Genomic DNA, 25781 nt, shown 5'->3' on the forward strand with positions numbered 1-25781 from the left:
CGTGCCGAAGAAGATCACCGGTGTCCCCCTCTCACCTCTTGGCCGCCCCCGCCCCCTCCGCGAGGATCTCGTCGATCACGTGCGCCGCGATCCGGGCCATCGCCGGGTTCACGTCCCGGTAGTGGGCGAGCTCCATCAACGCGATGGTCAGCGCCCAGCCCCGCCCCCTCGCCCAGGTGGCGTCGTCGGCCGCGACCGCTGTACGGAACGTCTCCCTGGCCCCGGCGGTCAGCAGGTACCAGGCCGCGATCAGGTCTACGGAGGGGTCGGCCAGGCCGGTGCGGCCGAAGTCGATGACCGCGGTGAGGCGACCGTCCGCGACCAGGACGTTGCCCGGCTGGAGGTCCCCGTGCGCCCAGACCGGCCGGTCCGTGAAGGGTGGGGCCGTCAGGGCCTCGTTCCAGGCAGCGGTGGTGCTCCCCGGGTCGAGGACCCCGTCCAGGGTCGCGAGCGCGTCGCGGGTCGCCTTGTCGCGGGTGGCCAGCGGTTCGCTGCGGTAGGCGGGCGGGGCGCCCGCCGGGTCGATCCGGCGCAGCGCCAGCACGAACTCCGCCAGGTCCGCCGCGAGCAGGTCGGAGGCCGAAGAGCCGTCGCCGGGGCCCGGGTTCGTACCGTCCAGCCAGGTGCAGACCGACCAGGGCCGGGGAAATCCGGTGCCCGGAACGCCCTGCGCGAGCGGAACCGGTACGGGGAAGGGCAGCCGCGAGGCCAGCAGCGGCAGCCAGCGGTGCTCCGTCGCCACATCAGCCGCACTGCCCTCGGTACGGGGCAGCCGTACGGCCTTGTCGGCACCCAGGCGGTAGATCGCGTTCGCGGTTCCGCTCGCGTCGACCGCCTCCACGGGGAGGTCCGCCCACTGCGGGAACTGGGCGGCGATCAGGCCGCGTACGAGCGACGGTTCAATGATCATGCGGCGATCGAACCAGGCAGCCCCGGCCCGCACAACACAGCCCTCAGCCCCGCCTTCCCGTGATCCCGTCGGCCCGCCTCGCCGTGTCGGGAAAACCGGTGGGGCGCGGTGCACCCGTACGGAAGGATCTGCGGCCATGACCTGCCCCCCGCGCATCCTCGTCCTCCCGCCCCGGCTCACCGCCTCCGCCCGGGCGTTACGTACCACCGCACTGCGGCGCGGGCTGCGGATCGTGGAGGCGACGCCCTCCGCCGTACCGGAAGGACTGGGAAGGCCGGGGTGGGCGGGGACGCAGGAGTGGGCGGGCAGGACGGAGTGGACCGGGAGTGCCGGGAGCGGCGGGAGCACCGGGGGTGAAGGGCATGCCGTGCATCTGCACGCCGGGCCCTCCTTCGCCGACGTCGTGGCCCCCGCACTCGGCATCGCCCTCCTGGAGGCCCCCGCCGACTGGCTCGCGCGGCTCCCCCGGGCGCTCACCCGGCGGGAGATCCGGGCGATGCCCATCGGCGAGGCGTACCGGCTGCGGCGTCCCGCCTTCGTCAAGTCGCCCAACGACAAGAGCATTTCGGCGCTCGTGTACGCCGACGGGTCCCGGCTGCCCGGGCCGGATGCCGTCGACCCGGCGACCGTGGTGCTGGTGAGCGACGTGATGACGTTCGCCGTCGAGTACCGGCTCCATCTGCTCGACGGGGCCGTCCACACGGCCGGGCAGTACGCCGAGGCCGGCCGGCTCCGGCTCGGGCCGCCGGACAGGGAGGCGCTCGCCTTCGGGCGGGAGGTCCTCGCGGGCGCCGGGGAGACCCTGCCCTCCGCGATCGTCGTCGACGTCGGCCGGGACGGCGAGGGCCGATGGGCCGTGATCGAAGCCAACGCGGCCTGGGCAAGCGGATGTTACTCGGCCGACCCGGACCGGGCCCTGGACACGGTCCTCCGCGCCGCCGGACCCGCCACGGACCTGTCGCCGCACGACCGCGCCTTCGTGCGGTAGGCCGACGGGCTGCCGGCCGGCCCGCACAGGCGCACGGAGCGGCTCAGGGCCTGTCGGGTGACCTCTGATCGGGCGGCCAGGCCCTGGCACGCACGCTTCCGGCGTTGCCGACAGGCTTTCAGTGGCAGGTGGCTCTCATCTGGGCCGCCGCGTGGTGCGCGCCGACCCGCCGCGCGTCGCCCCAGTCCCGGCCCCGGTCGATGAGCTGGACGGCGAAGACGTCTCCCTTGACCGGGTAGCTGCCCACCGGGACCGCGCTCCCCCGGTGTTCCGTCTGGAGCACCGCGAAACCGGTGTACGCGGAGTCCGCCTCGTCCGGGTCGGAGAGCACCCGGTAGACCGTGGGGTCCCCGGCGGTGTCGCGGGGGCGGCCGCCCCCGGGGACGAAGACGGTCACCGCGCACTCGCTGAACCCCCGGCCCGGCCGCCAGGACCAGGTGGCCGTGGAGCCCTGGTCCTCCGTCGGGCTGCCCGACATCGGAACCGAGCTGAACCGGCCGTCGCACCCGCCACCGCCGAAACCGCCGGATCCGACCGTGTACCAGCCGGCGTCCCCGCTCTCGAAACGGCCGTGCTCCTTGTACGTTCCGTCCGCGCAGCCTGGGCCCGCCCACTGCGTGAAGCGGCGGCCGTCCCCCGGGGAAGCCGGGGGGCCCGGGGAAGCGGACGGGACGGGCGGAGTACCGGGCGGAGCATCAGGCGCGCCGGGCACATCCGTGTCCGCGCCCGTTCCCGGGCCGATCCTCGTGGGGGCCGCGCCGCCGATCCGGTCGGGCAGCGCGCCCGCCCGGCCCGCCGCGTCCGTACGGCTGCTGCCGCCGCCCACGCTCCCGCCGCCCGATGCCAGCAGCGAGGCGACCGTGACCAGGCTTCCGGCCGCCACCACGACGCCCGCCGCGAGCAGGGCCCGGCGTCGGCGGGGCAACGTGGAGAGGCGGCCCGTCAGCGTCTCGCGCACGACCCAGGAACCGGCCGCGTCGGGCACCCTGGACGTCCCCGCGCCGCAACCGGGGCAGACCATTCCGGGCAGCGGAGCTCGTCGCCCGCCGCCGCAGTGTTGGCACGTCATGGCAGGACACCTTGCCAGGGCGCCGCCCGCAGAGGGAGATCCCGCACACGATGGCCCGTACACGGGACGCGGCGGGACGCCTGCGGGATCCTCTGGGACGCTGGGCCGACGAGCCCATCGGGGGGCAGCCGTCCCGGCTCAGCTCAGTTCTTCGGGGCAGGGCGTGCCCGGCTGGAACTGGTAGGGGGCTGCGAGCCGGTACACACCCGGTCGCGGCGCGAGCAGTTCGGTCCACTCGTCGCCGTACGGGCCCTCCTCGACCTTGTTCAGGCAGCCGTGGGTGTTGAGGTAGGTCTTCGGCGCGGTCTCGTCCTCCTCCGACCGCTCCTTCGACTCCTCGGTCTCCTGCGGGCGCTCCACGCTCTCGCCGTCCTCGTCGACGAGGGCGAGCCAGCGCGAGTAGGGCACCCGGATCAGCACGCGCCCCGCCGACTTCACGGTGATCGTCAGATCCCCCGCGCCCGCCCGCTCCACCGTCGCCGGCGGGTCGGCGAGGGGCACCGGGTCCAGGACCCGGAAGAGCTTCCAGTTCTCGTCGCCCCAGATCTCGCGGAGATACGGCTGCCCCTGCTCGACCAGCTCCGCCTCCTGGACGGCCCCGGAGGAGTCCGGCCGGTCCTTGGGCAGCACCACGTAGTGCACGGCCCAGCGGTCCAGCCACTCCCGGTAGTTCACCGGGTCCAGCGTGTCGTCGTAGAAGAGCGGGTTGCGCTCCATGTCAGCCTGGCGGTTCCAGCCCCGGGCCAGGTTGACGTACGGGGCGAGGGCGGAGGCCTCGCGGTGGCTGCTCGCGGGCACGACCTCGACCCGGCCGCGTTCGGCCTCCACCTGCTGGAGCTGGTTGACGAGCGGGGCCAGTTCACGGTTCCAGGACGCGGCGGGCGCGGTGCGGACGATGTCGTCTACGCTCTTGAAGCCGATCCAGAAGTTGAGCCCGGTGAACGCGATGACCAGGGCGTACCAGCGGCGGCTGCGCGGCACCGCGAAGGGCAGGGCGGCGAGCAGCGTGACTCCGGCGAACAGCATCGCCATGCGGGTGATGTTCGACCCGATCTGCGAGTCGACGACGTACGTGAGCAGCGTGCCGAGCCCGTAGACGGCGGCGGCGGTGCGGACCGTGCTCCAGTCGCGCGGTACCAGGACGTACACGAGGACCGCGAAGAGGAACGGCAGCGACAGCGTCCCGAGCGACATCGGCTGCGTACCGGAGAACGGGAACAGCCAGGCGGACAGCCCCACCACGGCGACCGGGGCGAGCCCGATCGCGTACGCCCCGGGGCGTCGTTTGTGGAGGAACAGCGCCGCCGCGACGACGCCCAGGAAGAGTCCGGCGACCGGGCTGGACGCGGTCGCGAGCGCGGCGAGCGGGGCGGCGACGGCGGCCTTGGCCCACCGCTTGTACCGCCACCGGTAGGGCCAGCAGAACACCGCGGCGACCGCGCCGACGGCGAACATCATGCCGAGCCCGAACGTCACCCGGCCGGACAGCGCGTTGCACAGGAACGCGAAGACCCCGGCGAGCGAGCAGGCCAGCGGATTGCGGACGGCCGGAACCCGTACGAGGATCAGCGCGGTCAGCGCGGAGGAGACCGTGCCGACGATCATCATCGTCGTACGGACGCCGAGCACCGACATCAGGTAGGGCGAGACCACGCTGTACGAGACGGGGTGCATGCCCCCGTACCAGGCCAGGTTGTACGCGGTACCGGGGTGCCGGCCCACGAACTCGGCCCACGCGTCCTGCGCGGCGATGTCGCCGCCGGTGTTGGCGAAGAAGAAGAACCAGAGGAGATGGAGGACCGCGGCGGCCGCCGTCGCGATGGTGACGGGGTGCCTCAGCAGCCGTCGGGCCTGGGTGTGCGCCGAGGGCGGCTCGGGGGTCGTGGATCCCTCGGTGGCTCCTGCGGCGGTTCCTGCGGTGGGCTCGGGAGACCCGGGAGAGTCGAGGGAACCAGCCGATTCAGCCGAATCGGAAGATTCAGGAGATTCGGGGGAATCCGGGACACGGGGGGACGGCACGCGAGCGTGCAGGGCGTCGCCCCCGCCCCCGGTGCTCTCGTCCGCCTCGCGGCCGGGCTTCGGCTCCGCGGTGGTCACTACGGCTCTCCCCGTCCTCCGCCGGCCCCGTACCTCCTCAAGGACGCGTCCCGGCGTCCCTGAGTTGTCCGGGGACGCTAACACGTACCCCCGGCACGTATCCCTGTCATAAGCGGGGGAGGGCGGGGCGGCGCCGCCCCGCCCTCCCCCGCTCCGGTGTCTCAGCCGATCCTGGCCAGCTTGTCGCCGAAGGCCGGCTCGGTCAGATCACTCTGCAGCACCACCGGCGCCGTGACCTTTCCGGGGCCGGTGCCCACGGTCACCACGCCGACCTCGCTCCCGGCCTTCGCGGCGTGGTCGATGCCCGTGCCGTTGTCCGTGACCTTGAGCTCGACCTCCAGGCCGGACCAGCCGACCGCCTTGAGGTTCTCGGTGGCGACCACCGGGGTCTGCCCGCCGAACCCGTTGTCCACGTACCCGACGACATCGCCCTTCTTCACCACCGTCGCCGAGGTGGCGGCCTCCTGCGCGTCCTTGATCAGCTTCAGGCTGTTCTGGAGCGACAGCTCCAGGCTGTCGTAGACCCGGCCGGTACCGGCCTGCTGGCCCATGACCGCTCCGTAGATCCACAGCAACTTGCCGTCGACCTTGGTGTTCGCGGACCAGAGGAGGTTGCCGCCCGCCGGGGTGGAGGAGCCGGTCTTGATGCCGCTCACGCCCGGCTGCAGCAGGAGGTTGTTGTTGTTGTAGATCTTGCCGTCTATGCCCTCGATCTCGATCTCGGGCATGTCCACGATCCCCCGGAAGACCTCGTTGCGCATGACCGCCTGCGCCAGCTTCAGCTGGTCGGTGGCGGTGGAGACGGTGGTCTTCTCCAGGCCGCTCGGGTCCGTGTACGTCGACCCGGTCATCCCGAGGTCCTTGGCCGCCTCGTTCATCTTGTCGATGAAGGCGTCCTCGGTGTCCGCGTCCCAGCGGGCGAGCAGCCGCGCCGCGTTGTTCCCCGAGGGGATCATCAGCAGCTGGAGCATCTGCCGCTGGGTGAGCTCCTGCCCCTTGGTCAGCGGGGCCGTCGACTCGTCGGGGCGCTGGGACTCGTCCTCGGCCTGCTGGTCGACGACGATCGTCTCGCCCTCCTCGTCACCCTTGAGGGGGTGCTCCTTGAGGATCACGTAGGCGGTCATGACCTTCGCGACGCTCGCGATCGGGGCCGGCTTCTGCGCGCCCTCCGAACCGAGCGACCCGACGCCGTCCACCATCACGGCCGACTGCCCCTGGCCCGGCCAGGACAGCTTCGCCGCCCCTCCCTCGAAGGTGTACGTCGGCTTCGCCGTGAGTTCCAGCGAGGGCTCCGGCAGCGGGCGCATCACCTGCACGATCGCAAAGACGATCAGCAGGAGGAGCACCAGCGGGGTCCAGATCTTGACCCGTCGGACGGCGGTCCGGACCGGGGTCTCCGGGGGCGGCGGAGTGTTCGTCAGCTCGGCGAGCAGGTCGAGCGGCGGCCTCGGCGGCAACGGCTGCTGCCGGGTCCGCTCGGCCGCCGCCCAGGAGGGGGTGGCGGGTGCCGGGGAGGCGGGCGAGCCGGTCTCCGGGGTGCGCACGGGCGCCTCGGGTCCGGCACCGGGTCCCGCCTCGGGCTCCGGCTTGCGCGGCGCGGGGGCGGGCCGTACGTCGTCGGAGCGCAGCGGCACGAACGTGCTCGTGCGCTCCACCTCGCTCTCGGGCTTGCCCTTGTCCTCCGGCTTGCTCCCTGGCTTGCCTTCGGGCTCGCTCTCGCGCGGCGGGAGCTTCAGCGCGGTCGTCGCCTGGTCGACCCGCTCGGCCGGCTTGACCGCCTTGAAGACGGCGGTGGGCTGATCGGTTCCTCGCAGGCCGGAGGCGTCGTCGGCGTCCGGCTCGGCGTCGGCGTCCGGCTTCGGCTTGCCGTCCGCCTCGGGCTCCGGCTCGGCGTCGGCGTCCGGCTTCGGCTTGCCGTCCGGCTCGGCGTCGGACTTCGACACCGCGCCCGCCTCCGCGTCGGACTTCGACACCGCGTCCGGCTCCGCGTCGGCCTCCGGCCGGCCGGCCGCCTCCGGCTCGGGCTCCGGTTCCGCCGTCGCCGAGGGCTCGTCCTTGCCGTCGGTCTCGGGCTCCGCATCGGAGCCCGCACCCGAATCGGCGTCGGCTTCGCGCTTTTTGTCCGCCGTCGGCTCGTCCTCGGCCGCGGCATCGACCCAGGCGGCCACCGCGGCCCGCAGTCGGCCGTCCCCGGCCTTGGGCTGGAGCTCGTCCGCCGGCCCCTCCGCGTCCGCGTCCGGGCCCGTACGGTCCTCGGCGCCTCCTGTGCCCTCCGAAGGCTCCACAGCCTCCGCAGAGGCCGTGGAGGCCGTGGAGGCCGTGGAGGTCGTGGAGGTCGTGGAGGCCGTGGAGGCCGCCACAGCCGCGCTCTCCGGCTCGGACGGGGTCTCGGGCTCCGGCTCGGACACAGTCCCGGACTCGGACTCGGACCCGGACCCGGACCCGGACCCGGACCCGGACGAAGCCTCCGGCTCGGCCTCCGGCTCGGACTCACCCTCCGACTCCGGCTCCGGCTCGCGCCGGGCGGCGTCCTCCGGAAGCCGGGGACGGAACACGGCGGTCGCCGTATCGGACATGGCTCCCGCTCCCGCGTCCGCGTCCGTGTCCGCGCCAGGGTCACGGAACACGGCGAAGCGCGGGTCGCGTTCCTCCGCAGCCGTCCCCGACGACTTCCGCTGCTCCGTTTTGTCGGGGGACTCGCCCGCCACCGATGCCTCCTCATGCGCTGCGGGGCCACCCCGCGCTGTCCGAACCATCTACCAGTGTCCTGTGTGAACCCCTGGCCGAGCTGCTAGACGAGAACGACATACCTACTGGTTCCCGCACAAAGCAGTCAGGCGCTCTCGACAGATGATTGTGAGAGGGGTCACCCTGTCAGACATCCACGCGGGGAGGCATGGATGGGCAGGAGCCGCAGAACAATCCCGGAGGAGCTTCTGTTGCTCGCTCTGGACCCGACCACGGGTACCACAGCGCAGCCGCAGTCGCTCGACCTCGGCCTGGCCGGGGCACAGCTAGTGGAGCTGGCTCTGGCAGGACGGATAGCCCCTGACGGGGATCGTATCGCCGTGGTGATGCCACGGCCGACAGGAGATCCGACTCTGGACTCCGCACTGGAACTGCTGCGCCGTCGTGGCAGCCCGGTTCGGGCGGTCCACTGGATCGGCGGGCCCCGCCTGGGGCTGCGCCAGATCTATCTCGCCCATCTGGAGCGGTGCGGCATGGTTCATGCCGTGGCGGGCCAGATGTGCGGAGTGCTGCCGACGACTCGCTACCAGGCGACGGAGACGGCGATCAGCCGGGACATCAGGAACCGGCTGGACAGCGCGATCCGCACCGGCGTACCGCCGGACCCGCGGACCGCGGCGCTCGCCGCACTGGCCCACGCGGTCGGACTCGGCAAGCATCTGTACCCCGGGAACGAGGGGCGCTCATCGCGCTCCCGGCTCCGGGACCTGATCAGGCACGACCCGATGGGCGGTCTCGTGGCGCACGCCGTGATGGACGTCCAGAACGGTGTGGCCGTCCAGCCACGCCGTACGCAGCAGGCAGCGGGCGTTCCGTTGCAGCCGCAAGCACAGGTCCGTCGCGGCAGCATGGCGCACACCGCCGCGAGCTGACCGTCCGGACCGGGAAACACCGGAACAGGGAACAACAGCACACCGCCGTACCGTCGTCAGTCATCACAGGACCCGGTCCGGGAGCCGCACCACGCACGGGGCAGCCGGTAGTCACCATCACCGGCTGCCCCGTGCGCTTGTGCGCCGTCCCGCGCACCGGTGCGTACGCCCCCGCGGCCTGCGTGTGGCCGTTTCCCAGCGCGGCCGGGGCAAGGGGTGGCAATCTGCTGAGCAGTAGATACGCACAGCTACATAGCCGGAGGTGCCGTTTCCGTGCCGTCCAACGTCAATCCCACTGTCAGGCGACGCAGGTTGGGCCAGGAACTGCGCCGCCTGCGCGAGCTCAGAGGCATGACGGCCGAAGAGGTGGCGGAGCGGCTGCTGGTCTCGCAGTCGAAGATCAGCCGTCTGGAGAACGGCCGCCGCTCCATCAGCCAGCGCGATGTGCGCGACCTCTGCGGGGTGTACGAGGTCGAGGACGTCCGCATCGTCGACTCGCTCATGCAGATGGCCAAGGACTCGCGCCAGCAGGGCTGGTGGCACGCCTTCGGCGACATCCCGTACAGCGTCTACATCGGTCTGGAGACCGACGCGGAGTCGCTGCGCGTGTACGAGCCGCAGATGATTCCCGGCCTGCTCCAGACCCGGGCGTACGCCGAGGCCCTGATCAGCGGCGCGCTGCCGGAGGCCCCTCCGTCGGACATCGAGAAGCGGGTCAACGTACGGTCGCGGCGGCAGGACCGGGTCAACGCGCCGGAGAATCCGCTGCGGCTGTGGGCGGTGATCGACGAGTCGGCGCTGCGCCGGCGGGTCGGCGACAAGCAGGTGATGATCGACCAGCTGGAACACCTCGTCGAGCAGTCGCACCTGCCGCACGTCACCGTGCAGGTGCTGCCGTTCGACATGGGCGCACACCCGGGCATCAACGGCCAGTACGCGATCCTGGAGTTCCCGGACGCCGCGGACTCCAGCGTCGTCTACATCGAGGGCGTCACGAGCGATCTCTACCTGGAGAAGGCGAACGACGTGCAGCGCTACAGCGTGATGTACGAGCACCTGCGTGCGCAGGCGCTGAACGTGGAGCAGACCCGGGAGTTCATCGCCAAGATCGCCAAGTCGTACACGGGCTGACACGCCGTATACGAGCCATCCGGGAGTGCTCGGGAGCACCCGGAGCGCTCGGGAGGATTGGGCGGCGGAATCGTACACCGCCGCCTACTCCCGCAGGAAGGCTTACCAGGGGAAGACCATCCGGTCGAGTGAACGGCCATCTCATGAACAGGGCTTGGCGGGTAGCGTCGATCACGCCAATCGGAATCAGGTTGGTGCGACTCACCCAACTCTCTGAACCGGAGTGAACATGGCAATTCTTCAGGGTGCTACGGACAAGTGGACGAAGTCGTCGTACTCCGGGGGCAACGGCGCGTGCGTCGAGGTCAAGTCCCCGGTCGCTCTGTCCATCGCCGTACGTGACTCGAAGGCCCCCGAGGGCCCCTCGCTCACCTTCGTCCCCGGCGCGTGGAACGCGTTCGTGCGCGATGTCGCCACGGGCACGGTAGACGCCTGATCACGCGCCACCGATCACGCGTCACCGCACCAAGGCACCACCAGCATCACAGCACCACCAGCACCACCTGATGGAGCCCTCTCGACCGGTCCGCCGTCCTGGCCGAGGGGGCTCGGCACGATCCGACACCGTCGTGCGGCGGCACCGCGGACGGTCAGCGCAACCGGTCGACGTACCGGTCCGTCCCCGGCACGGTCGGCACGAACGGGGCGACCAGCTCGACCCGCCCCAGACCGGTCTCCGCGACCGCCGCGTCCAGGCCGGCGAAGTGCCCCTCCCAGCAGGTCCGCGGGTCCTCCTGCAGGAACCACAGCAGCGTCAGCCGGGTGTCGACCCCCTCGACCTCCTTCACGTACGTCATCCGGTCGCCGGGCAGGGGCGTCGGCCGGAACACCGTGACCATGGCCACGGGCGACCCCTCCAGCCGCTTCGGGAGATGGCGCGAACGCAGCCATTCCAGCAGCTCCGCCCGCTGTTCGGGCCCCTCGGCGTCGGCGACCTGGAGGACGAGGCCGGCGTACGGGTGGTCGAGGGCGTGGAAGTCCCGGGGGCCGGCGGCTCCGTCGCGGTAGACGGTGGCCTCGTGGTCCTGGAAGGCCGTGAAGACGTGGGTCCGGTCCCGGTAGACCCGGCCGTCCCGGTTCAGCCGCTTGTTGATCGCGACGGTCCACTTCATGTGGTCGTCGTAGCGCCCCTCGGTCACCCAGTACGTCGACAGGTAGCAGCCCGCGCCGACCGGCTGGGCCACCGCCGACTTCTCCGGATACCGCAGCTCCTGGAGGTCCTTGGTGGCCACCCAGCGCCGCCCGGCGAACATCCACGGCATCGCCGTCGCACCCGCGTAGTAGTGGTCGTCCTCGTACCAGCGGTTGTACGCGTACTCATGGCCCGGATGCGGTTCGACCATGGTGATCAGGGCGTGCCCCGGCCGGACCCCGTACGGCCCGGTCGCCGCCAGCTCGGCATACCTCTCGCTCCGTGTCCCGTCATCGCCCACCGTCTCTCCCTTCCCCTTCCATCGGTTCGCATCTGCCCCTACTCTGACGTTCCGTCAGATGAACTTCCAGGGCCGGGAGGCGCCGATGTCGCTCGCGGGGAAGACCGTCATCGTGTCGGGCGTCGGGCCGGGGCTCGGACACCGGGTCGCGGAGACCGTGGTCCGGGACGGCGGGCGCGCGGTGCTCGGGGCGCGTACGGCGGCGAACCTGGCCGAGTCGGCGGCGGAGATCGACCCGGAGGGCCGGCACACGGCCCATCTGTCGACCGACATCACGGACGAGGCGCAGTGCGAGGCGCTGGCCGCGCTGGCGGTGGAGCGGTTCGGGGGGATCGACGCGGTGGTCCATGTGGCCGCCTGGGACAGCTACTTCGGCGGACTCCAGGACGCGGACTTCGCCACGTGGCAGTCGGTCATCGACGTGAACCTCCTGGGAACGCTGCGGATGACCCGGGCCTGCCTGCCCGCGCTCAAGGAGCGGGGCGGATCGGTGGTGGTGATCGGCACGCAGTCCGCGGTGGCCGCCCCCTCCCAGGTGCGGCAGGCGGCGTACGCGGCGTCCAAGGGGGCGCTCACCTCGGCGATGTACTCCCTGGCGCGGGAACTGGGCCCGGACCGGATCCGGGTCAACACGGTGCTGCCGGGCTGGATGTGGGGACCGCCGGTGCAGGCGTACGTCCGGTTCGCCGCGGCCTCCGAAGGCGTACCGGAGTCCGAGGTGCTGGCCCGGCTCACCGAGCGGATGGCGCTGCCGGAGCTGGCCACGGACGGGGACGTGGCGGAGGCCGTCGCCTTCCTGGCCTCCGACCGGGCCCGGGCGATCACCGGCCAGTCACTGCTGGTCAACGCGGGCGAACTGATGCGCTGACCCGCCCCTGCCACGAGAAACCCCGCGAAGAACCCGACGAGACGCCTCCGCGACCCGCTCCGCACGGCTCTCGCCGTGATCCCCGCCCAGGACGGAGGCCCGGCCCCCGCCCCTCGGCCGCGCGGGTAGGCGGCCCCCGCCACCCTGCCACGCGGGCAGCCGGCCCGCCGCCGCTCAGCCGTGCGGGCAGCCGGCCCGCCGCCCTCAGCCGCGCGGGTAGCGGGCCAGCCAGCCCGGGGCGACGGCCGTCGGGCTGTGCAGGGCGGGGCCCTGGGTCATCTCCATCGCGAAGTCGTCGGCCAGTTCGAGGAGCGTGGACCGTCCCTCCAGCTCCGCGAGCCAGGCCGGCGGCAGCGCGGTCTCGCCGTGCAGCGCCCCGAGCAGCGCCCCGCAGACCGACCCGGTGGCCCGGGAGGGGCCGCTGTGGTTCACCGCGAGCCGCAGCCCGTGCCGGACGTCCTCGCTGACCAGCGCGCAGTACACGGCGCCGGCGAGGACCTCCTCGGCGGCGTCGCTCGCCCCCAGCGCCTCGATCAACGCCGGGCCCGGGATGCCCTGCCGCACGGAGCCGAGGGCCTGCCGCAGGGCCTCGGTCACCGGCTCGTGGCCGGGGCGCTCGGCGAGCAGGGCCAGCGTGTGCTGCACGGCCCCGTCCAGGCCCTCGCCGCGCGCGAGACCGTGCACGAGTACGGCGAAGGCTCCGGCGGCCAGCTGGGCGGCGGGGTGGCCGTGGGACTGGGCCGCGCACTCGACGGCCAGTTGGAGCACGAGCCCCGGTTCCCAGCCCACCAGGAGCCCGAACGGCGCGGACCGGGTGAGCGCGCCCGCGTCCCGGGCGCCGGGGTTCTTCGGCCGGTCGAGCGTGCCCATGACGGTGTCGCCGAAGCCGCCCAGGCATTCCCGGGCGGGGTCGCGGCGGGCGTAGAGCCACTCCTCGGCGGCCAGCCAGCCGTTGTCCTCGCGCCGTTCGTCGGGCCCCCAGTCGTGCTGGGTGGCGGCCCAGCGCAGATGCGCCCGGTGCACATCGGTGGGCGGGTGCCAGGCTCCGGTGTCGCGGCGGACCTGGGCGCGGATCAGTCCGTCGACGGTGAACAGGGTGAGCTGGGTGAGGGCGGTGACCGCACCGCGTCTGCCGTGCGCGACGACGTAGTCGGTGACCCCTTCGACCCCGTGGGCGGCGCGGATCTCCTCCAGCACGAGCCCGCTGACCCCGGCCCCGAGCGCGTCCCCGACAGCCCCGCCGAGCAGGGCCCCGCGGACCCGGCTGCGGAAGTCCTGCTGCTCGGCCCGGCCCCAGACCGCCGTGGTCCCTGTGCTCACCCCGCCCCCTCCCCCGTCACCACGTGCTCGACCGCGCGGGCCTCTGCGGGCGACCGCGCAAGCACTGTAATCGAACGGGAACGGGCGGTAGAGGGGGCGACCTGGGTACGTACGGGTATGTCGACGGACGTCCTTGAGGTCGTTTTTGACCGGCGGGTGTCAGCGGCCGGGGGTGGCTCAGAAATCGTCCGGCAGGATCCGGAAGTGCGCGTAGCGGCCTGCAAGCGGCCGCAGCGCACGGAAGTCCCGGATGTCCCGGGTCAGCACAGCGTCCGTGTCGTACTCGGCCGCGAGGGCGACATTGACGGCGTCCACCAGATCGAGGTTCAGCGTCGCGTAGCGGGCCCGCACGGCGAGTGCGGTGTCGAGGATCTCCGCCGTAGGAGGCGCGAATACGAGCCGCACCTCCCTGACCTGCTTGCTGATCGAGCGAAGGATGTGGTCGGCGACCCGGCGGCCTCCCCGGACCGACGCCACGTGATGGACCTCGGTGAGCACCAGGGGGCTCGCGACCAACAGGCCGCACTGGTCGACGACCTTGCGCGCGGCGAGGTGGGCCGGGTCCGAGTTGTTGTAGAGGGCAAGCAGCCCGGATGTGTCAGCGACTACGATCACGCCGCGCGCCCCGGGCCACGCGACTCTCCGCTGCCGAACGCCTCGTTCACCGCCTCGCGCACGTCTTCGCGCGTGATGGGCCCGCCCAGGTCGAAGGTCTCGTCATCGGTGACGAAAGGCTCGTCCCACACGCGCCGGGCGAGGGCGATCCGATGGATGCCCTCCCTGATCAACTCCGCCTCGGACACGCCTAGGCGTTTCGCAGCTTCCTTGATCAGGTTGAGATCCTCGTCGTCCGCGTACACATTCGTCCGCTTCAGCACCATGCATAGATGGTACAGGACCTGTACCAGGTGTGCAGCTTCTTCGTCACGCCGCCCGCAGCCGCTCCCGCTGCGCCCGGGCCCAGGCGTACCCCGGGTCCAGTTCCAGCGCCCGGTCGAGGTCCGCGAGCGCCTCCGCGACCCGGCCCAGGGCCTCCAGCGCGAGGGCCCTGCTGCCGTGCGCCCAGGCGTAGTCGGGGTCCAGGGCGAGGACCCGGCCGTAGCAGGCGACGGCCTCCTCGTGCCGGCCCGTCGCCCGGTACACCTCGCCCCGCTCCCCCTCGGTCCCGGCAAGGCCGGGGGACAGTTCCTCGGCCCGGTCCAGGTCGGCGAGGGCACCCACCGGGTCGCCGAGCGCTGTGCGGACCCGGGCCCTGCGGACCAGCGCCCACGCGTACTCCGGCCACAGGGCGATCGCCCGGTCGAAGTCGTCGAGCGCTTCCTCGTGCCGGCCCAGCACATGGCGGACCAGGCCCCGGCTGCCCAGCGGCACGGCGTCGGACGGGTCCAGGGCGTGCGCCCGGTCCAGGACGGTCAGGGCCTCCTCCAAGCGGCCCATCCGCCGGTAGGTCTCGCCCCGCTCCCGCACCGCCCAGGCCCAGGCGGGCGCGATCTCCTCGGCCCGGTCCAGGTCGGCGAGGGCCTCCTCGTAGCGGCCGAGCGACCGCAGGATCACCGCCCGGCCCTGGTGGGCGCGTTCGCTGCGCGGGTCCACGGCGATCGCCCGCCCGTGGTCGGACAGCGCGGCGTCGAGTTCCCCGGCGCGGAAGCGGTCCCAGGCGCGCACCACGAGGGCCGCCGCCCGGTCCGTGTCGGTCAGCTCGGCGCGGGTCAGCAGGAGCCCGAGGGCGGCGGTGGGGCGGGGGCCGTGGTCGGTTATGGCGGCGAGCAGGTCCCGGCCCCAGTCGCGGAGTACGGCGTTGTCGGCGTCCTCGCCCGCCTCCGCGAGGGTCCGGGCCCAGTGCCGGGCGCGGGACGGCCGCTGATCGCACAGCGCGATCCCGGCGCGCAGGGCCTCGGGCAGCGCGGTGCGGGGGCGGGCGCAGAGCCGGTGGTAGAGCACGTCCAGGGCCGCCCGGCGCCACGGCTGGGAGGCCCAGAGGCGTTCCGGGTCGAGGCCCTCGGCCGCCGCGTCCCGGCGGGCCGCGAAGGCCTCGGCCAGCCGGTCGTGCGCCGCCTTCCACCGCTGCGGCGATCCGGTCCGCTGGAGGCGGAGCATCGGGGCCCGGACGACGGCGTGGTAGCGGGAGCGTCCGGTGTACGGCTCGGCGACGAAAGGCAGTTCGTGCAGCCAGTCGTAGAGCCCGGGGACGACGTGCGACCCGTGCGGTACGGCCACGGCCACCAGGTCCTCGTCGAACCGGCGGGGCAGCGCGCAGGCGAGTGCGGCCGCCCGGCGGACCGGGTCGCTCTCCCCGGCCAGGAAGCGCTCGACGGCGGTGGCGTTCGCCTCACCGGCCGCGCCCGGGTTGGCGGCGAGCGTCGACACCAGGACCGGCAGCCCACCGGAGAGCCGCAGCACCTCCCGTACGACGGTCTCCGCCACCACACCTCGCCCGGTGAGGAGTTGGCGCGACCCTTCCTCCGTGAACGGTCCCAGCGGTACGTCGGCGACCAGGCGGCCCCGGTCGCCCCAGTGCACCGGGTCGAGGCGGCGCTGACCGGCCAGGGTCAGGACGAGGTTGGCGGGCAGTTCGCCGTACCGCCCGGGGGTCAGCAGGTCCGCCAGCCACCGGTCCAGCTGGGGTGCGGTGCGCTCGTAGGTGTCCAGGAACAGGGCGACCCAGGGCACGGCGTCCGCGACCCGGTCGATCTCGGCGACGAACACCGGCGTGAGGACCCGTATCGGTTCCGCCAGCAGCCGGGCCTCCTCCGCCTGCCGGGCCCGGCCCCCGAACACCGCCCGCAGCCCGCCCGCGCCCCGCGCCACGACCGCCGGGTCGATGCCCCCGGCCAGCGCACCCACGACCGGTATCGCCCCGGCCGCGATCAGCCCGGCCTGCGCGGCGGCGAGCGCCCCGGGCGAAGGCCCGCCGGCCGAGGTCTCGTTGTCGGCCGCGAGCCGGCCGGCCGCGTCGTGGAGGGCACGCCGGTACGTGGCGAGCAGCCGGTCCAGCACCTTGAGCGGGTGCCCCTGCTCGGCGAACTGCTCGGCGATGGCGCCGAGTACGTCCGGCACGGAGTCGGCGCTCTCGTCGACCGAAGCGGTGAGCGCCCCGAACTCCCCTGCCACCTCCCGCCATTCCCGTACGAGCGAGGTCTTGCCGACCCCGGCGTTGCCCCGCACATGGAAGACGAACCGGTGCCGGGGGTCCTCGGGCGGCAGGGCGAAGTTCGCTCGGAACAGGCCGAGTTCGGCCTCGCGCCCGACGAAGGCGGCACGGCGTTGCCCTTCGACGATCTGCTGGAGGGAGAGGCGGCGGGGGCTGGACGGCGGCATGGGCCCCAGTCTGTCAGCGGGCCCGGCCGTCCGGGAGTCGCACGCGTGCGGCCTGCCGCACCTACCGGGCGCGCGTGACGCGGATCACAGTATTCACTGCGATGAACTCGGCCGCCCAACGTGGCCTCTTCAGGCGTAGTCGCAGTTCGCCATCCCGGATGGCCACGCCATGCGGAAGATCATCCACCAGGGTCTGATCGACGAGCACCACGTCGTCGTACACCCCGGTGGTCCTCGACGGCGGCAAGGTGCTCTTCCCGGATTCCGCGGAGCGGCTCGATCTCCAGCTCCTCGACTCCCGGACGTTCGACTCCCGGACCGTGCTCCTGCGCTACGGCCACTGACCTGCTCCGGACTCCCCTGATCCGACGGGCCGGACCGGACGCAGGAGAACGCCAACGGTCCGCCTGCCGGCCCGGGACGGTCATGCGCCGAGGCCCTGGCTGAACCTCCGGGCCGGCGTGAAGGCGGTCAGGGCGGTGATCAGTGGGAAGAGCGCCACCACGCCCAGGGCGGTGGAGAGCGGCATCGAGTTCGCCAGCGCGCCCGCGGTGGCGCTGCCGACGCCGCCGCCGACGAAGAACGTGAGGTTGAGCAGCCCCATCGCACCGCCACGCCGGCCAGGTTCGATATGCCCCGACATCAGGGCGGTGGTGAAGACCTGGGTGACGGAGAAGGCGGAGAAGCCGAGCGAGGCGCCGAGGATCAGCAGCACCCCCGAACCGGTCAGCGCCCCGGCTAACGCCACGGCGAAGGCGAGGGAGACCGCACCCAGGAGCCGGTTGCCGTGGTCGCCCGCGGTGAGCCGGCCGGCCAGCCGGGAGAGCACCGCACCGGCGACCGCGCCGGGCAGCAGCCAGAGGCCGACGGACAGGACGCTCCAGCCGTGGTCGCGGACGAGGAGTTGCGGCACGGCGTACAGCGCGGCGAACAGGCCGCCGTACACACCGACACCGATGACGGCGACCTTCAGGAAGACGCGGTCGGTGACGAGCGCGCGCGGCACGAAGGAGGTCTCGCTACCGCGGATGCGCCAGGTGAGCCCGGCGGCCGACAGGAGCAGTACGGCGGCGGTGGCGGTCACCAGCGGGGTGGTCAGCGCGAGCGCGGAGGACTGGATCAGCACGAGGAACGACATGGCGGTGAGCGTCAGCAGGGCGGCTCCCGGCAGGTCCATGGCCCTGGACCTGCCGGAGTCGTTCCGCCCGGGCACTCGTGTGGACGCTCCAGCCAGGCACAGCGGTACGACGAGCAGGGAGAGCGCGGGCAGGACGAGGGCGACGCGCCAGGTCACCCACTCGGTGAGGATCCCGCCCGCCAGGGTGGCGCCGGCCGAGAAGGCCGCCATCGTGGCACCGAACCCGGCAAAGGCGCGGGCACGCCGGTCGGGCGGTACGGCTGCGGCGAGGGCCATGGCGCAGGCCGCCATCGCACCGGAACCGGCGGCCTGCACGAAGCGCCCCGCCACCAGAACGCCGAGGCCGGGCGCGACGAGGCAGACGACGGCGCCGGCCGCGAGCACCAGGGAGCCGAGCAGCAGCGCGGCCCGCACCCCTCGGGTGTCGGCGAGGCGGCCGAACAGCGCCGTGCCGACGCCGAGGGCGAGGGCGTGGGCGGTCAGCACCCAGGCGGTGGCGGTGGGCGAGGTGTTCAGGGAGGACGCCACGTCGGGCAGGGCGACCCCGGCGGCGGTCACACCGAACACGACCGGGCCGAACAGGGCCCCGTAACGCAGCCCGAACGAGGGTGACTTCGGGGAGAAGACGCTTATACCGGCCGCAGCCGAGGCGGCCTCGTGGGTGGTCATGATGGACTCCGAGGATTGACGGCCGACGCGTTCAGGGGCGGGGCGCGATGGGGTGGCCGAGCCGGAAGAGGTTGCCGGGGTCGACCGCGGCCTTCACCCGGGCCAGCCGGTTCAGGGTCTCCGGGCCGAAGCACTCCCCCGCCGGTCCGGCGGTGTCCGCCCCGGCGAGGAAGTTCAGATAGCGGAGTCCCGTACTCCACGGCTCCATCGGCCCCAGGACCACATCCGGCGAACCGGGTGGAGAGAGAGTGGACAGCGTGTACGCGCCCTCGCGGACGCCGACCGCGTTGGGCACCTCGGCGGGCCGGGAGAGCGCGCCGCCCAGATGACGCACCTCCACCATCAGATCGCCGCAGGACGAACCGGCCCCGGCCACCTCCAGCAGCGCCTCGGTGGCACCCACCTCCAACTCCTTCAACACGATGTTGCGTTCGTGGTACGGGAGCGGACGCGTCGGGTCCTGATGGATGTCGGCGACCGCCGCGTACGGCATCTCGGCGACCGAGTCCGCCGACGGCGTACCGCACGCGCGCAGCGGGCGGACGAGCCGCTCCCCCTCCTCGGCGGGGCCGGTGAAGGCGATCCGCACATGCACGGCGAACGTCCCCCGGAGGAACCGCGGCACGTCCGCCACGTCCGGCAGCCGCAGCAGCGACACGGAGGAGGTCATCTCCTCGGGCACGGTCGCGGTCCACCGCCGCCAGGTGTGCAGGACCTGCGCCGCCTCTTCGCCGGGGAAATGGATCCCCCCACCGTAGAGTCGGCGCACCGGCATCAGGCCGAACCAGAGCCGGGTGACGATTCCGAAGTTCCCCTTGCCTCCGCGCAGCGCCCAGAAGAGTTCCGGGTGCCGGTCGCGGGTGACCTGCCGGATGCTCCCGTCGGCGGTGACGACCTCGATACGGGTCACATGGTCTGCCGCGAACCCGAACTGCCGCCCCAGCGGCCCGAGTCCGCCGCCCAGGGTGTAGCCCACTACGCCGACCAGCGGGGACGACCCGTTGAGGGGAGCGAGCCCGTGTGGCGCGGCGGCGGAGATCACCTGGTGCCACTGGGCCCCGGCCTCCACGTATGCCGTACGGGTGAAGGGGTCGACGGCGACCGCGTTCATCCGGCGGGTGGAGACGAGGACCCCGCCGGGCGGGGGCGCGGCTATGCCGTGGCCGGTCGCCTGGACGGCGACGGGGAGCCGCTCCTGGGCGGCGAAGGACACCGCGGCGGACACGTCCTCGGCCGACAGGGCGGCGACGACCACGTCGGGCCGGTGCTGCGCGATGCGGTTGAAGCCCGCGAGTTCCCGTGCGTACCCCGGGTCCTCAGGGGTGAGGGCCTCACCCCTGAGCCGGGAGAGAAGCCCGTCCAGGGCTTTCCCGGCGACGCCTGCATGTTCAGGTGGTCCAGTTAGCGGTCCGGCCACGATCACGTCCTTCCTCTCGTGCCGAGCGACGGTGGATGAGGAGGAGTGTTCTTGTCCGGGAAGCCTTCTCCCATCCCCTACTTGAGGGGTTGGAGCGGCCGGACCAACCTGGCACATTCATGGGATGACCGGTTCGAAACTCTCCCGTACGTCGGTCGGCCGGGCGGAACTGCTCTCCCGGTCCATGAAGGCCACCGACGCACTCGGCATGTTCGCCGAGGCCTCGACCCGCCTGCGACGTCTCATGCCGTACGACGCGGCGGTGTGGCGCGTCACCGACCCGGTGACCGGCATGATGACCGCGCCCATCCGCGCGGAGAACCTGGACGAGGGTGGCTGCGCGGTCTACTGGGAGTCGGAACTGTTCACCGAGAACGTCAACTCGTTCCGCGATCTGGCGCGGGCGCCCATGCCGGTCGCCGGGCTCCGTCAGACCACCGGCGACCTGCCCGCACGCAGCACCCTCTACGAGACATTCATGCGCCCGCGCGGATTCCACGACGAACTACGGGCGGTCCTGCGCGTCGACGGCCGCCCGCAGGGGCACATCAGCCTGTTCCGGACCGAGGGACGCGCGGCCTTCGACACCGCCGAGACCCGGCTGATCGCCTCCGTCATCACCCCGCTCGCCAGGCGCCTGCGCTCGTTCGCGGAGCCCGCACCGCAGCCACTGCCGGACGCCCCGCACGGCCCGGGGCTCCTCCTCTTCGACGCGAAAGGCGCACTGCTGTCGGTCAACGACGACGCCCTGGCCTACCTCGACACCCTCCCCGAAGGCCCCGCCGTCCCCTCGCCCCAAGGCATCCGCGTGCCGTCCTGGATCCAGGCGACCGCGATGAAGGCCCGCGCGGTGGCCCAGGAGCGGGACCGTGGCCGGTCCCGCGCCCGCGTACGGAACCGTGCGGGCCGCTGGCTGGTCTGCCACGCCTCCTGCCTGCGGGAGACCGGCGGCGGGCTCGGCGCATCCGCCGTGGTGATCGAGCCTGCGAAGACCTCGGAGATCGTCCCCCTGATCGTGGACGCGTACGAACTCACCGACCGGGAGACCGAGGTCACCCAGTACATCGCCCGCGGCCTCCCCACCGGCGAGATCGCTGCGCAGTTGCACCTCTCCCCGCACACGGTCCGGGACCACATCAAGGCGGTCTTCGAGAAGGTGGGGGTCGGCAGCCGGGGCGAGTTGGTGGGCAAGCTGTTCACGGAGTACTACGCCCCGCCGGCCGAGGAGAACACGACCCGGGTCCGTACCGACTGACGACGGGCATGCCCACGCCCGTCACCGGTCACCTGCGTCCGGGATCCGCTGCCCCCCGGCTGTGCGCGACGACCAGCACTTCCCGCAGGGACAGGTGCAGGGCTTCCCTTCGGCGGACCTCCAGGGGAGGAGGCGGAGCTGCGAGGTGTCGTTCATGTCGTTGCGTTCCTCAGCGCGAAGAGGTGCCTCTGACGGGCGGCGATCACCGTTCGTGTCCCCATCGTCACGGCCGCCGCCCTACGCTCGACAGAGGCACGCAATTGCCTGCCAACAGGACGACGGCGAGGGGTCGGGGATGCGGGGATGACCGAAGTTGCCTACATGGAAGGCAATCAGTGCTCCGAGTTGCCGGAAGATCCGGAAGACGTCACGCGCGCCCGACTGAGCGCTGCCCCCAGCGCCGTACACCGCAGGGCCCGCGCCTCCGTCCTCACCGGCCGGCGGCGCAGGCCTCGTGTCTACCCAACCGACCCCTGAGCCTGCCTTCCGCCTTCCGCCTTCAGCTGTCACGCGGGGCCATTCAGCCGCGTGCCGTTCGGCGTAAGGATCAACGCGTCCACCGGGCACGGCCGAACACGCACGGCGCATGAGATGGTTGCTGATATGACAATTGGCGTGCCGGGCAGCGAGGTTGCACTTGAGACGAGCCGCCTGCTGCTCCGACCTTGGCGGGTGGCCGAGGCTGTCGTCCAGCGTGAGCTGTGGACCGAACGTGATCCACGAGTGCCTCCGCATCGCCGCATCGACGCGGATGGACACCCCACGGTCGAGGAGCTTGAGAGTTCGATCCGCACCGACGAGCTGTGGTCGACCGGTTTGCTGGCGGTCGAGCGGAAGGCCACTCGTGACGTCATCGGCTACTGCGGGCTTGTAGACAGCGGGCGAGGATCGGCAGGGGAACCGGAACTGGCATTCGAGCTGCTACGCCGAGTCTGGTGTCAGGGATATGCGACCGAGGCCGCGTCGGCGGTTCTGGAATGGGCGACAGTGTCCGGGTACGGACGTCTGTGGGCCACGGTCTGGGACTGGAACACCGCTTCTCGCCGGGTGCTGGCCAAGGTCGGGTTCACCGAGACCGAGCGCAGGGAAGTGGACGCGGTGTACGGGACCACGCTGTTCACCACGAAACAGCTCTGAGGTACCCGATGTCCGGCCTTGCGGAAGGCTCCGTTGCCGGGAAGAACAAGCTGAGTACGGGCGCTCGTGATCTCGCCCCGGCCGCCGCCTGGCGCGGCGCGCATGACCCCGGAAGCGACCGCGGCAGACACGTCATCCACCGCCGGCTCACGCGGGTTCCACGGCCCTCGGTGAGGATGCGGACCCCGCCACACTCGGCGTCGAGCCATGCGAATCCGGTGAGTCCGGTGAGTCCGGTGAGTCCGGTGAGTCCGGTGAGTCCGGCAAGGACTACGCCCCCGCTACGACGTGAACCGGCTGACCGAAGCCACCTCCGCGTCCACGTCCTCAAGCGGATCAGGGTCTCGCGGAGCGTCCCACCGACGCGCCTTTCCCCTGGCGTGGCGGACCTCGCCGCCCGGAGCGCGGGCCCCGGGCGGCACGGGAACCTTCAGGCCCAGGGGTCGAAGGGGATTCCGGCGGGCTTGGAGTTGTTGAGCAGGTTGCGGAAGCGGTCGTCCTTGTCCGTGACCTTGATGGTCGCTGACCCGAAGTCGGCGTTCATGAGCCTGTCGCGCAACTCCGTGCTGGGGAAGCCGTTCCAGTCGACGATCGGCGGGTAGCGCCAGTTGCCGTAGTGGTTCTCCGGCGGCTCGTCGTTGCCGTTGGCGAGGCGGAAGAAGTGCGTGCTCGGGCCGTCCTTGTGGTAGACGGCCTTGGGGTGCGAACCGTCGAACCGCACCTGCGAGCGCGGGTAGGTCCTGACGGTGCTGTGCTGCGTCGTCGAGACGTAATCCACCTGGTTGGAGCCTTGGTTGACCCAGGAGATCACATGCTCGAAGTCGTGGCGGTGCCCGCCGAGTCCGCTGCCGTGGACGGCCTGGTCCTTCTCGAAGTAGCTCGCGTAGACGATGCCGCACCAGCCGTTGTTGCACTTCGAGCGGGCGTACGTCTGGGAGTTGTCCAGGTCCCACTGGTCCCGGCAACTGCCGTTGATCGCGCCGCTCGTCTTGAGGCCGGGTGCGAGGGTGCCGTCCGGGCCGATGGCGGGGGTGGCGTAGCAGCCGTCGCCGTCGTAGTCGAAGGCCGGTGAGAACGCCTGCTCGTAACCGCCCGCGTTCTGGGGGAGGTTCCGCGGCGGGTCGGCGTGGGCGGTGGAAGCGGGGATCAGGACGAGCAGGGCCGCGGCGGCGAGGACGGCGGCGGCGCGGGAGGTGCGGCCCCGGGCGGCCGGGGACGCGGTGCGGGCGGCCGGAGAAGGCGGAGTGCGCATGCTGGCTGGTTCTCCTCGCGGGACTGGCGGCCGAGGCGGCTGCTCGCCTCGGCGCGGGGCGCCTTTCGCAGTCTGGAGGAAGAACCCCACGATTGTCCGTACACCGTCACTACTTGTCTTGACGTCGCGGCGACATCACGCCCGACGGCGGCGCGCGCCCGGATGGTCCGGCTCGGGCCGCGTACGCCCCGGCGGTCCTGCTCTCGGCCGCCTGCACCCAGGCGGAGGGCTCGCGGTCACGGCTTGTCGAGCAGCCTCGCCACGGCTTCGCGCGCGTGGCGGGCCGGGGCCGCTTCACCGCTGACACCGGCCGCCACGATGGCCCCTTCGGCGAGCAGGAAGACCGGCTCGACGGCCGTCGGCGCCCCCGCCGCACGGACCCACGCCGCGAGCTGATCGTGGAACGCCTGCTTGTGCGCACGGACTTCGGCCAGGACGGGGCCGGACGAGGCGCCGAGTTCACCATGGGCGTTGATCCAGGCGCAGCCGCGGAAGCCCGGTTCCTCGAACCACGCGGCGAGCCAGTCGAAGACCGCGAGCACACGTTCGCGAGGATCCTCGATCCGCTCCACGCGGGCGGCCAGGTCTCCCCTCCACCGCCGGTCGCGCCGCCGGAGCACCGCCACCACCAGGTCTTCCTTCGCCGCGAAGAACCGATAGATGCGCTTCAGCGGGAGACCGGACGCCTCCCGGACCGCGTCCATCCCGACCGCCCGGATGCCTCGCCCATAGAAGAGCCGCTCCGCCGCGTCGAGCAACACCTCACGGTCCAGGCGGTTCTGCTCCTCGGCGATCGGGGCCGGCATCGGGGACTCCTTGACGTTGAGAACGATCGTTCCCTACCTTAGACCCTCCCAGACGGAGAACGCTCGTTCTCGACACGAGGAGGCCACCGTGCAGGAAGACCGCCCGCCCTACCCGCCGTTCACTCACGAGACGGCCCGGCAGAAGGTCCAGGCAGCCGAGGACGCGTGGAACACCCGTGATCCCCGGCGGGTGGCCCTCGCCTACACGCCGGACTCCGTCTGGCGGAACCGGGACCTGTTCGTCGAAGGCCGCGAGGAGATCGTCGCCTTTCTGACCCTCAAGTGGGAACGCGAGCTGGACTACGCACTGCGCAAGAGCCTGTGGGCATTCCACGAGAACAGCATCGCCGTCCGCTTCCAGTACGAATGGCGCGACGCGGACGACCAGTGGTGGCGCAGTTACGGCAACGAGCTGTGGGAGTTCGACGAGCGCGGCCTGATGCGGCGGCGCGAGGCGAGCATCAACGATGTCGTCATCGCCGAGGCCGACCGGCGCATCCACGGCCCCCGGCCCGCCGACGAACACGGGGCCGACATCCCACTCCGTTAGCCCTGTCAGCCCCGTCAGCCCTGTTGGAGGGGGTCAGAGGCCGCCGGCTTGTGGGCCAGGAAGCTCGCCACCGGCCGCTTCGCCCCCTCGTCGGGCGCCTGCACCACCCGCCCCGTGACGACGAACCCCGCCTGCTCCAGCAGTCCGGCGATCCGGTCCGCGGGCAGCCGGTAGCTGTCGAAGGGGGCGGGGTCGCCGCCGTAGCCGTACGTCAGGCGCTGGTGTCCGCCCTCGCCGACCCGGGTGACGAGCAGCAGGTGCCCGCCGGGTGCCAGCGTCCGGTGGAACTCGGCGAACGCGCCGGGCAACGACTCCGGCGGCAGGTGGTGCGTGGAGTAGTACGCCAGGATGCCGCCGAGTTCGCCGTCACCCGACGCCAGCGCGGACATCGAGCCGACGTCGAAGCGCAGGTCCGGATGGGCCGCGCGGGCCAGTTCGACCATCCTCGGCGACAGGTCGGCCCCGAAGGCGGAAACGCCCAGCCCGGACAGGTACGCGGTCACCTTCCCCGGTCCGCAGCCCACATCGGCCGTCGGCCCGAGGTCCGCCGACGTGACGAGCTCGGCGAACGCGGCCAGCACGGCGCGCGACAGCGGGTCCAGCTCGGCGGGGTCCTTGACGGACCGGGCGTAGTCGGCGGCGACGGCGTCGTACGACTGCCGGATCGCGTCCAGGTGCGGGGGTTGCATCACGCCAACGCTATAACCCACCTGCAGGAAAGCCATGGGCTGCAGAGCGGTGCGATACAGGGCGGTTCGGGGTGGTTCGGGGCTTTACGGGGAGCTGCCCCCTGCCCCGTACCG

At 72.3% G+C, this 25781-nt stretch carries 23 protein-coding genes; 8 read left to right on the forward strand and 15 right to left on the reverse strand.

Annotation, left to right across the window (positions count from 1 at the left end; genetic code table 11):
* Positions 1–31: 31 nt before the first annotated feature.
* Positions 32–910 carry an aminoglycoside phosphotransferase family protein gene (locus IG90_RS0102590; protein ID WP_030576800.1) on the reverse strand — a complete coding sequence of 293 codons (879 nt, stop codon included), beginning with the start codon at positions 908–910 and terminating at the stop codon, positions 32–34.
* A 136-nt stretch (positions 911–1046) separates the two neighbouring features.
* Here IG90_RS0102590 and IG90_RS0102595 point away from each other — a divergent pair, with 136 nt between their 5' ends.
* Positions 1047–1898: an ATP-grasp domain-containing protein gene (locus IG90_RS0102595; RefSeq protein ID WP_030576803.1), complete on the forward strand. Its 852-nt coding sequence runs from the start codon at positions 1047–1049 to the stop codon at positions 1896–1898.
* Between the two features lie 118 nt (positions 1899–2016).
* Here IG90_RS0102595 and IG90_RS0102600 read toward each other — a convergent pair whose 3' ends face one another.
* From IG90_RS0102600 to IG90_RS0102610, 3 genes are all read right to left on the reverse strand, one after another.
* On the reverse strand, positions 2017–2919 hold the full coding sequence (locus tag IG90_RS0102600) for a hypothetical protein (protein ID WP_051859942.1): 903 nt from the start codon (positions 2917–2919) through the stop codon (positions 2017–2019).
* A gap of 186 nt (positions 2920–3105) precedes the next feature.
* Complete coding sequence (locus tag IG90_RS0102605) at positions 3106–5064, reverse strand: MFS transporter (RefSeq protein ID WP_030576808.1); 1959 nt, start codon at positions 5062–5064, stop codon at positions 3106–3108.
* 161 nt (positions 5065–5225) lie between these two features.
* Positions 5226–7772, reverse strand: a complete 2547-nt coding sequence (locus IG90_RS0102610; protein ID WP_030576812.1) for a serine hydrolase — start codon at positions 7770–7772, stop codon at positions 5226–5228.
* Positions 7773–7964: 192 nt separating this feature from the next.
* Between IG90_RS0102610 and IG90_RS0102615 the strand changes: the two genes are divergently transcribed.
* The 3 genes from IG90_RS0102615 (at position 7965) to IG90_RS0102625 (ending at position 10251) form a co-directional block, all read left to right on the forward strand.
* Positions 7965–8684 carry a GOLPH3/VPS74 family protein gene (locus IG90_RS0102615; RefSeq protein WP_030576815.1) on the forward strand — a complete coding sequence of 240 codons (720 nt, stop codon included), beginning with the start codon at positions 7965–7967 and terminating at the stop codon, positions 8682–8684.
* A 273-nt stretch (positions 8685–8957) separates the two neighbouring features.
* Positions 8958–9815: a helix-turn-helix domain-containing protein gene (locus IG90_RS0102620; protein ID WP_033893538.1), complete on the forward strand. Its 858-nt coding sequence runs from the start codon at positions 8958–8960 to the stop codon at positions 9813–9815.
* Positions 9816–10044: 229 nt separating this feature from the next.
* Positions 10045–10251, forward strand: a complete 207-nt coding sequence (locus IG90_RS0102625) for a DUF397 domain-containing protein (RefSeq protein WP_030576821.1) — start codon at positions 10045–10047, stop codon at positions 10249–10251.
* A 154-nt stretch (positions 10252–10405) separates the two neighbouring features.
* On the opposite strand, the gene IG90_RS0102630 is transcribed toward IG90_RS0102625, so the two are convergent.
* Positions 10406–11248, reverse strand: coding sequence for a hypothetical protein (locus IG90_RS0102630; RefSeq protein WP_030576823.1), 843 nt, complete (start codon positions 11246–11248; stop codon positions 10406–10408).
* A gap of 85 nt (positions 11249–11333) precedes the next feature.
* Here IG90_RS0102630 and IG90_RS0102635 point away from each other — a divergent pair, with 85 nt between their 5' ends.
* On the forward strand, positions 11334–12116 hold the full coding sequence (locus IG90_RS0102635; protein ID WP_030576826.1) for an SDR family oxidoreductase: 783 nt from the start codon (positions 11334–11336) through the stop codon (positions 12114–12116).
* A gap of 204 nt (positions 12117–12320) precedes the next feature.
* Here the strand turns inward: IG90_RS0102635 and IG90_RS0102640 are convergent, their stop codons facing one another.
* The 7 genes from IG90_RS0102640 to IG90_RS0102675 all read right to left on the reverse strand — a co-directional run bounded on the left by IG90_RS0102640 (position 12321) and on the right by IG90_RS0102675 (position 19978).
* Positions 12321–13436, reverse strand: coding sequence for an ADP-ribosylglycohydrolase family protein (locus IG90_RS0102640; protein WP_030576829.1), 1116 nt, complete (start codon positions 13434–13436; stop codon positions 12321–12323).
* Positions 13437–13613: 177 nt separating this feature from the next.
* Positions 13614–14051, reverse strand: a complete 438-nt coding sequence (locus tag IG90_RS0102645; RefSeq protein WP_030576832.1) for a type II toxin-antitoxin system VapC family toxin — start codon at positions 14049–14051, stop codon at positions 13614–13616.
* Positions 14048–14317: a ribbon-helix-helix domain-containing protein gene (locus IG90_RS0102650; protein WP_030576835.1), complete on the reverse strand. Its 270-nt coding sequence runs from the start codon at positions 14315–14317 to the stop codon at positions 14048–14050. The genes IG90_RS0102645 and IG90_RS0102650 overlap by 4 nt, the downstream gene beginning before the upstream one ends.
* A gap of 43 nt (positions 14318–14360) precedes the next feature.
* Positions 14361–16754, reverse strand: a complete 2394-nt coding sequence (locus tag IG90_RS0102655) for a tetratricopeptide repeat protein (protein WP_030576838.1) — start codon at positions 16752–16754, stop codon at positions 14361–14363.
* 61 nt (positions 16755–16815) lie between these two features.
* Positions 16816–16977 carry a hypothetical protein gene (locus IG90_RS44190; protein ID WP_157846279.1) on the reverse strand — a complete coding sequence of 54 codons (162 nt, stop codon included), beginning with the start codon at positions 16975–16977 and terminating at the stop codon, positions 16816–16818.
* Between the two features lie 201 nt (positions 16978–17178).
* Entirely contained in the window at positions 17179–18561 is a 1383-nt protein-coding gene (locus IG90_RS0102670; RefSeq protein ID WP_030576841.1) for an MFS transporter, read from the reverse strand.
* A 31-nt stretch (positions 18562–18592) separates the two neighbouring features.
* Complete coding sequence (locus IG90_RS0102675; protein ID WP_233435885.1) at positions 18593–19978, reverse strand: FAD-binding oxidoreductase; 1386 nt, start codon at positions 19976–19978, stop codon at positions 18593–18595.
* A gap of 124 nt (positions 19979–20102) precedes the next feature.
* On the opposite strand from IG90_RS0102675, the gene IG90_RS0102680 reads away from it, so the two are divergent.
* Positions 20103–21233: a helix-turn-helix domain-containing protein gene (locus IG90_RS0102680; protein WP_030576847.1), complete on the forward strand. Its 1131-nt coding sequence runs from the start codon at positions 20103–20105 to the stop codon at positions 21231–21233.
* Between the two features lie 603 nt (positions 21234–21836).
* A complete protein-coding gene (locus tag IG90_RS0102685; RefSeq protein ID WP_030576850.1) occupies positions 21837–22370 on the forward strand; it encodes a GNAT family N-acetyltransferase in 534 nt (177 codons plus the stop codon).
* A gap of 430 nt (positions 22371–22800) precedes the next feature.
* On the opposite strand, the gene IG90_RS0102690 is transcribed toward IG90_RS0102685, so the two are convergent.
* A complete protein-coding gene (locus IG90_RS0102690) occupies positions 22801–23622 on the reverse strand; it encodes an NPP1 family protein (protein WP_030576853.1) in 822 nt (273 codons plus the stop codon).
* A 236-nt stretch (positions 23623–23858) separates the two neighbouring features.
* On the reverse strand, positions 23859–24428 hold the full coding sequence (locus tag IG90_RS0102695) for a TetR/AcrR family transcriptional regulator (RefSeq protein ID WP_030576856.1): 570 nt from the start codon (positions 24426–24428) through the stop codon (positions 23859–23861).
* A gap of 88 nt (positions 24429–24516) precedes the next feature.
* On the opposite strand from IG90_RS0102695, the gene IG90_RS0102700 reads away from it, so the two are divergent.
* Positions 24517–24978 carry a nuclear transport factor 2 family protein gene (locus tag IG90_RS0102700; protein ID WP_030576859.1) on the forward strand — a complete coding sequence of 154 codons (462 nt, stop codon included), beginning with the start codon at positions 24517–24519 and terminating at the stop codon, positions 24976–24978.
* Between the two features lie 14 nt (positions 24979–24992).
* On the opposite strand, the gene IG90_RS0102705 is transcribed toward IG90_RS0102700, so the two are convergent.
* On the reverse strand, positions 24993–25667 hold the full coding sequence (locus IG90_RS0102705; RefSeq protein ID WP_030576862.1) for a class I SAM-dependent DNA methyltransferase: 675 nt from the start codon (positions 25665–25667) through the stop codon (positions 24993–24995).
* Between the last annotated feature and the right edge of the window lie 114 nt (positions 25668–25781).

This window comes from Streptomyces anulatus (genome assembly GCF_000721175.1).
GTDB lineage: Bacteria > Actinomycetota > Actinomycetes > Streptomycetales > Streptomycetaceae > Streptomyces > Streptomyces anulatus_C.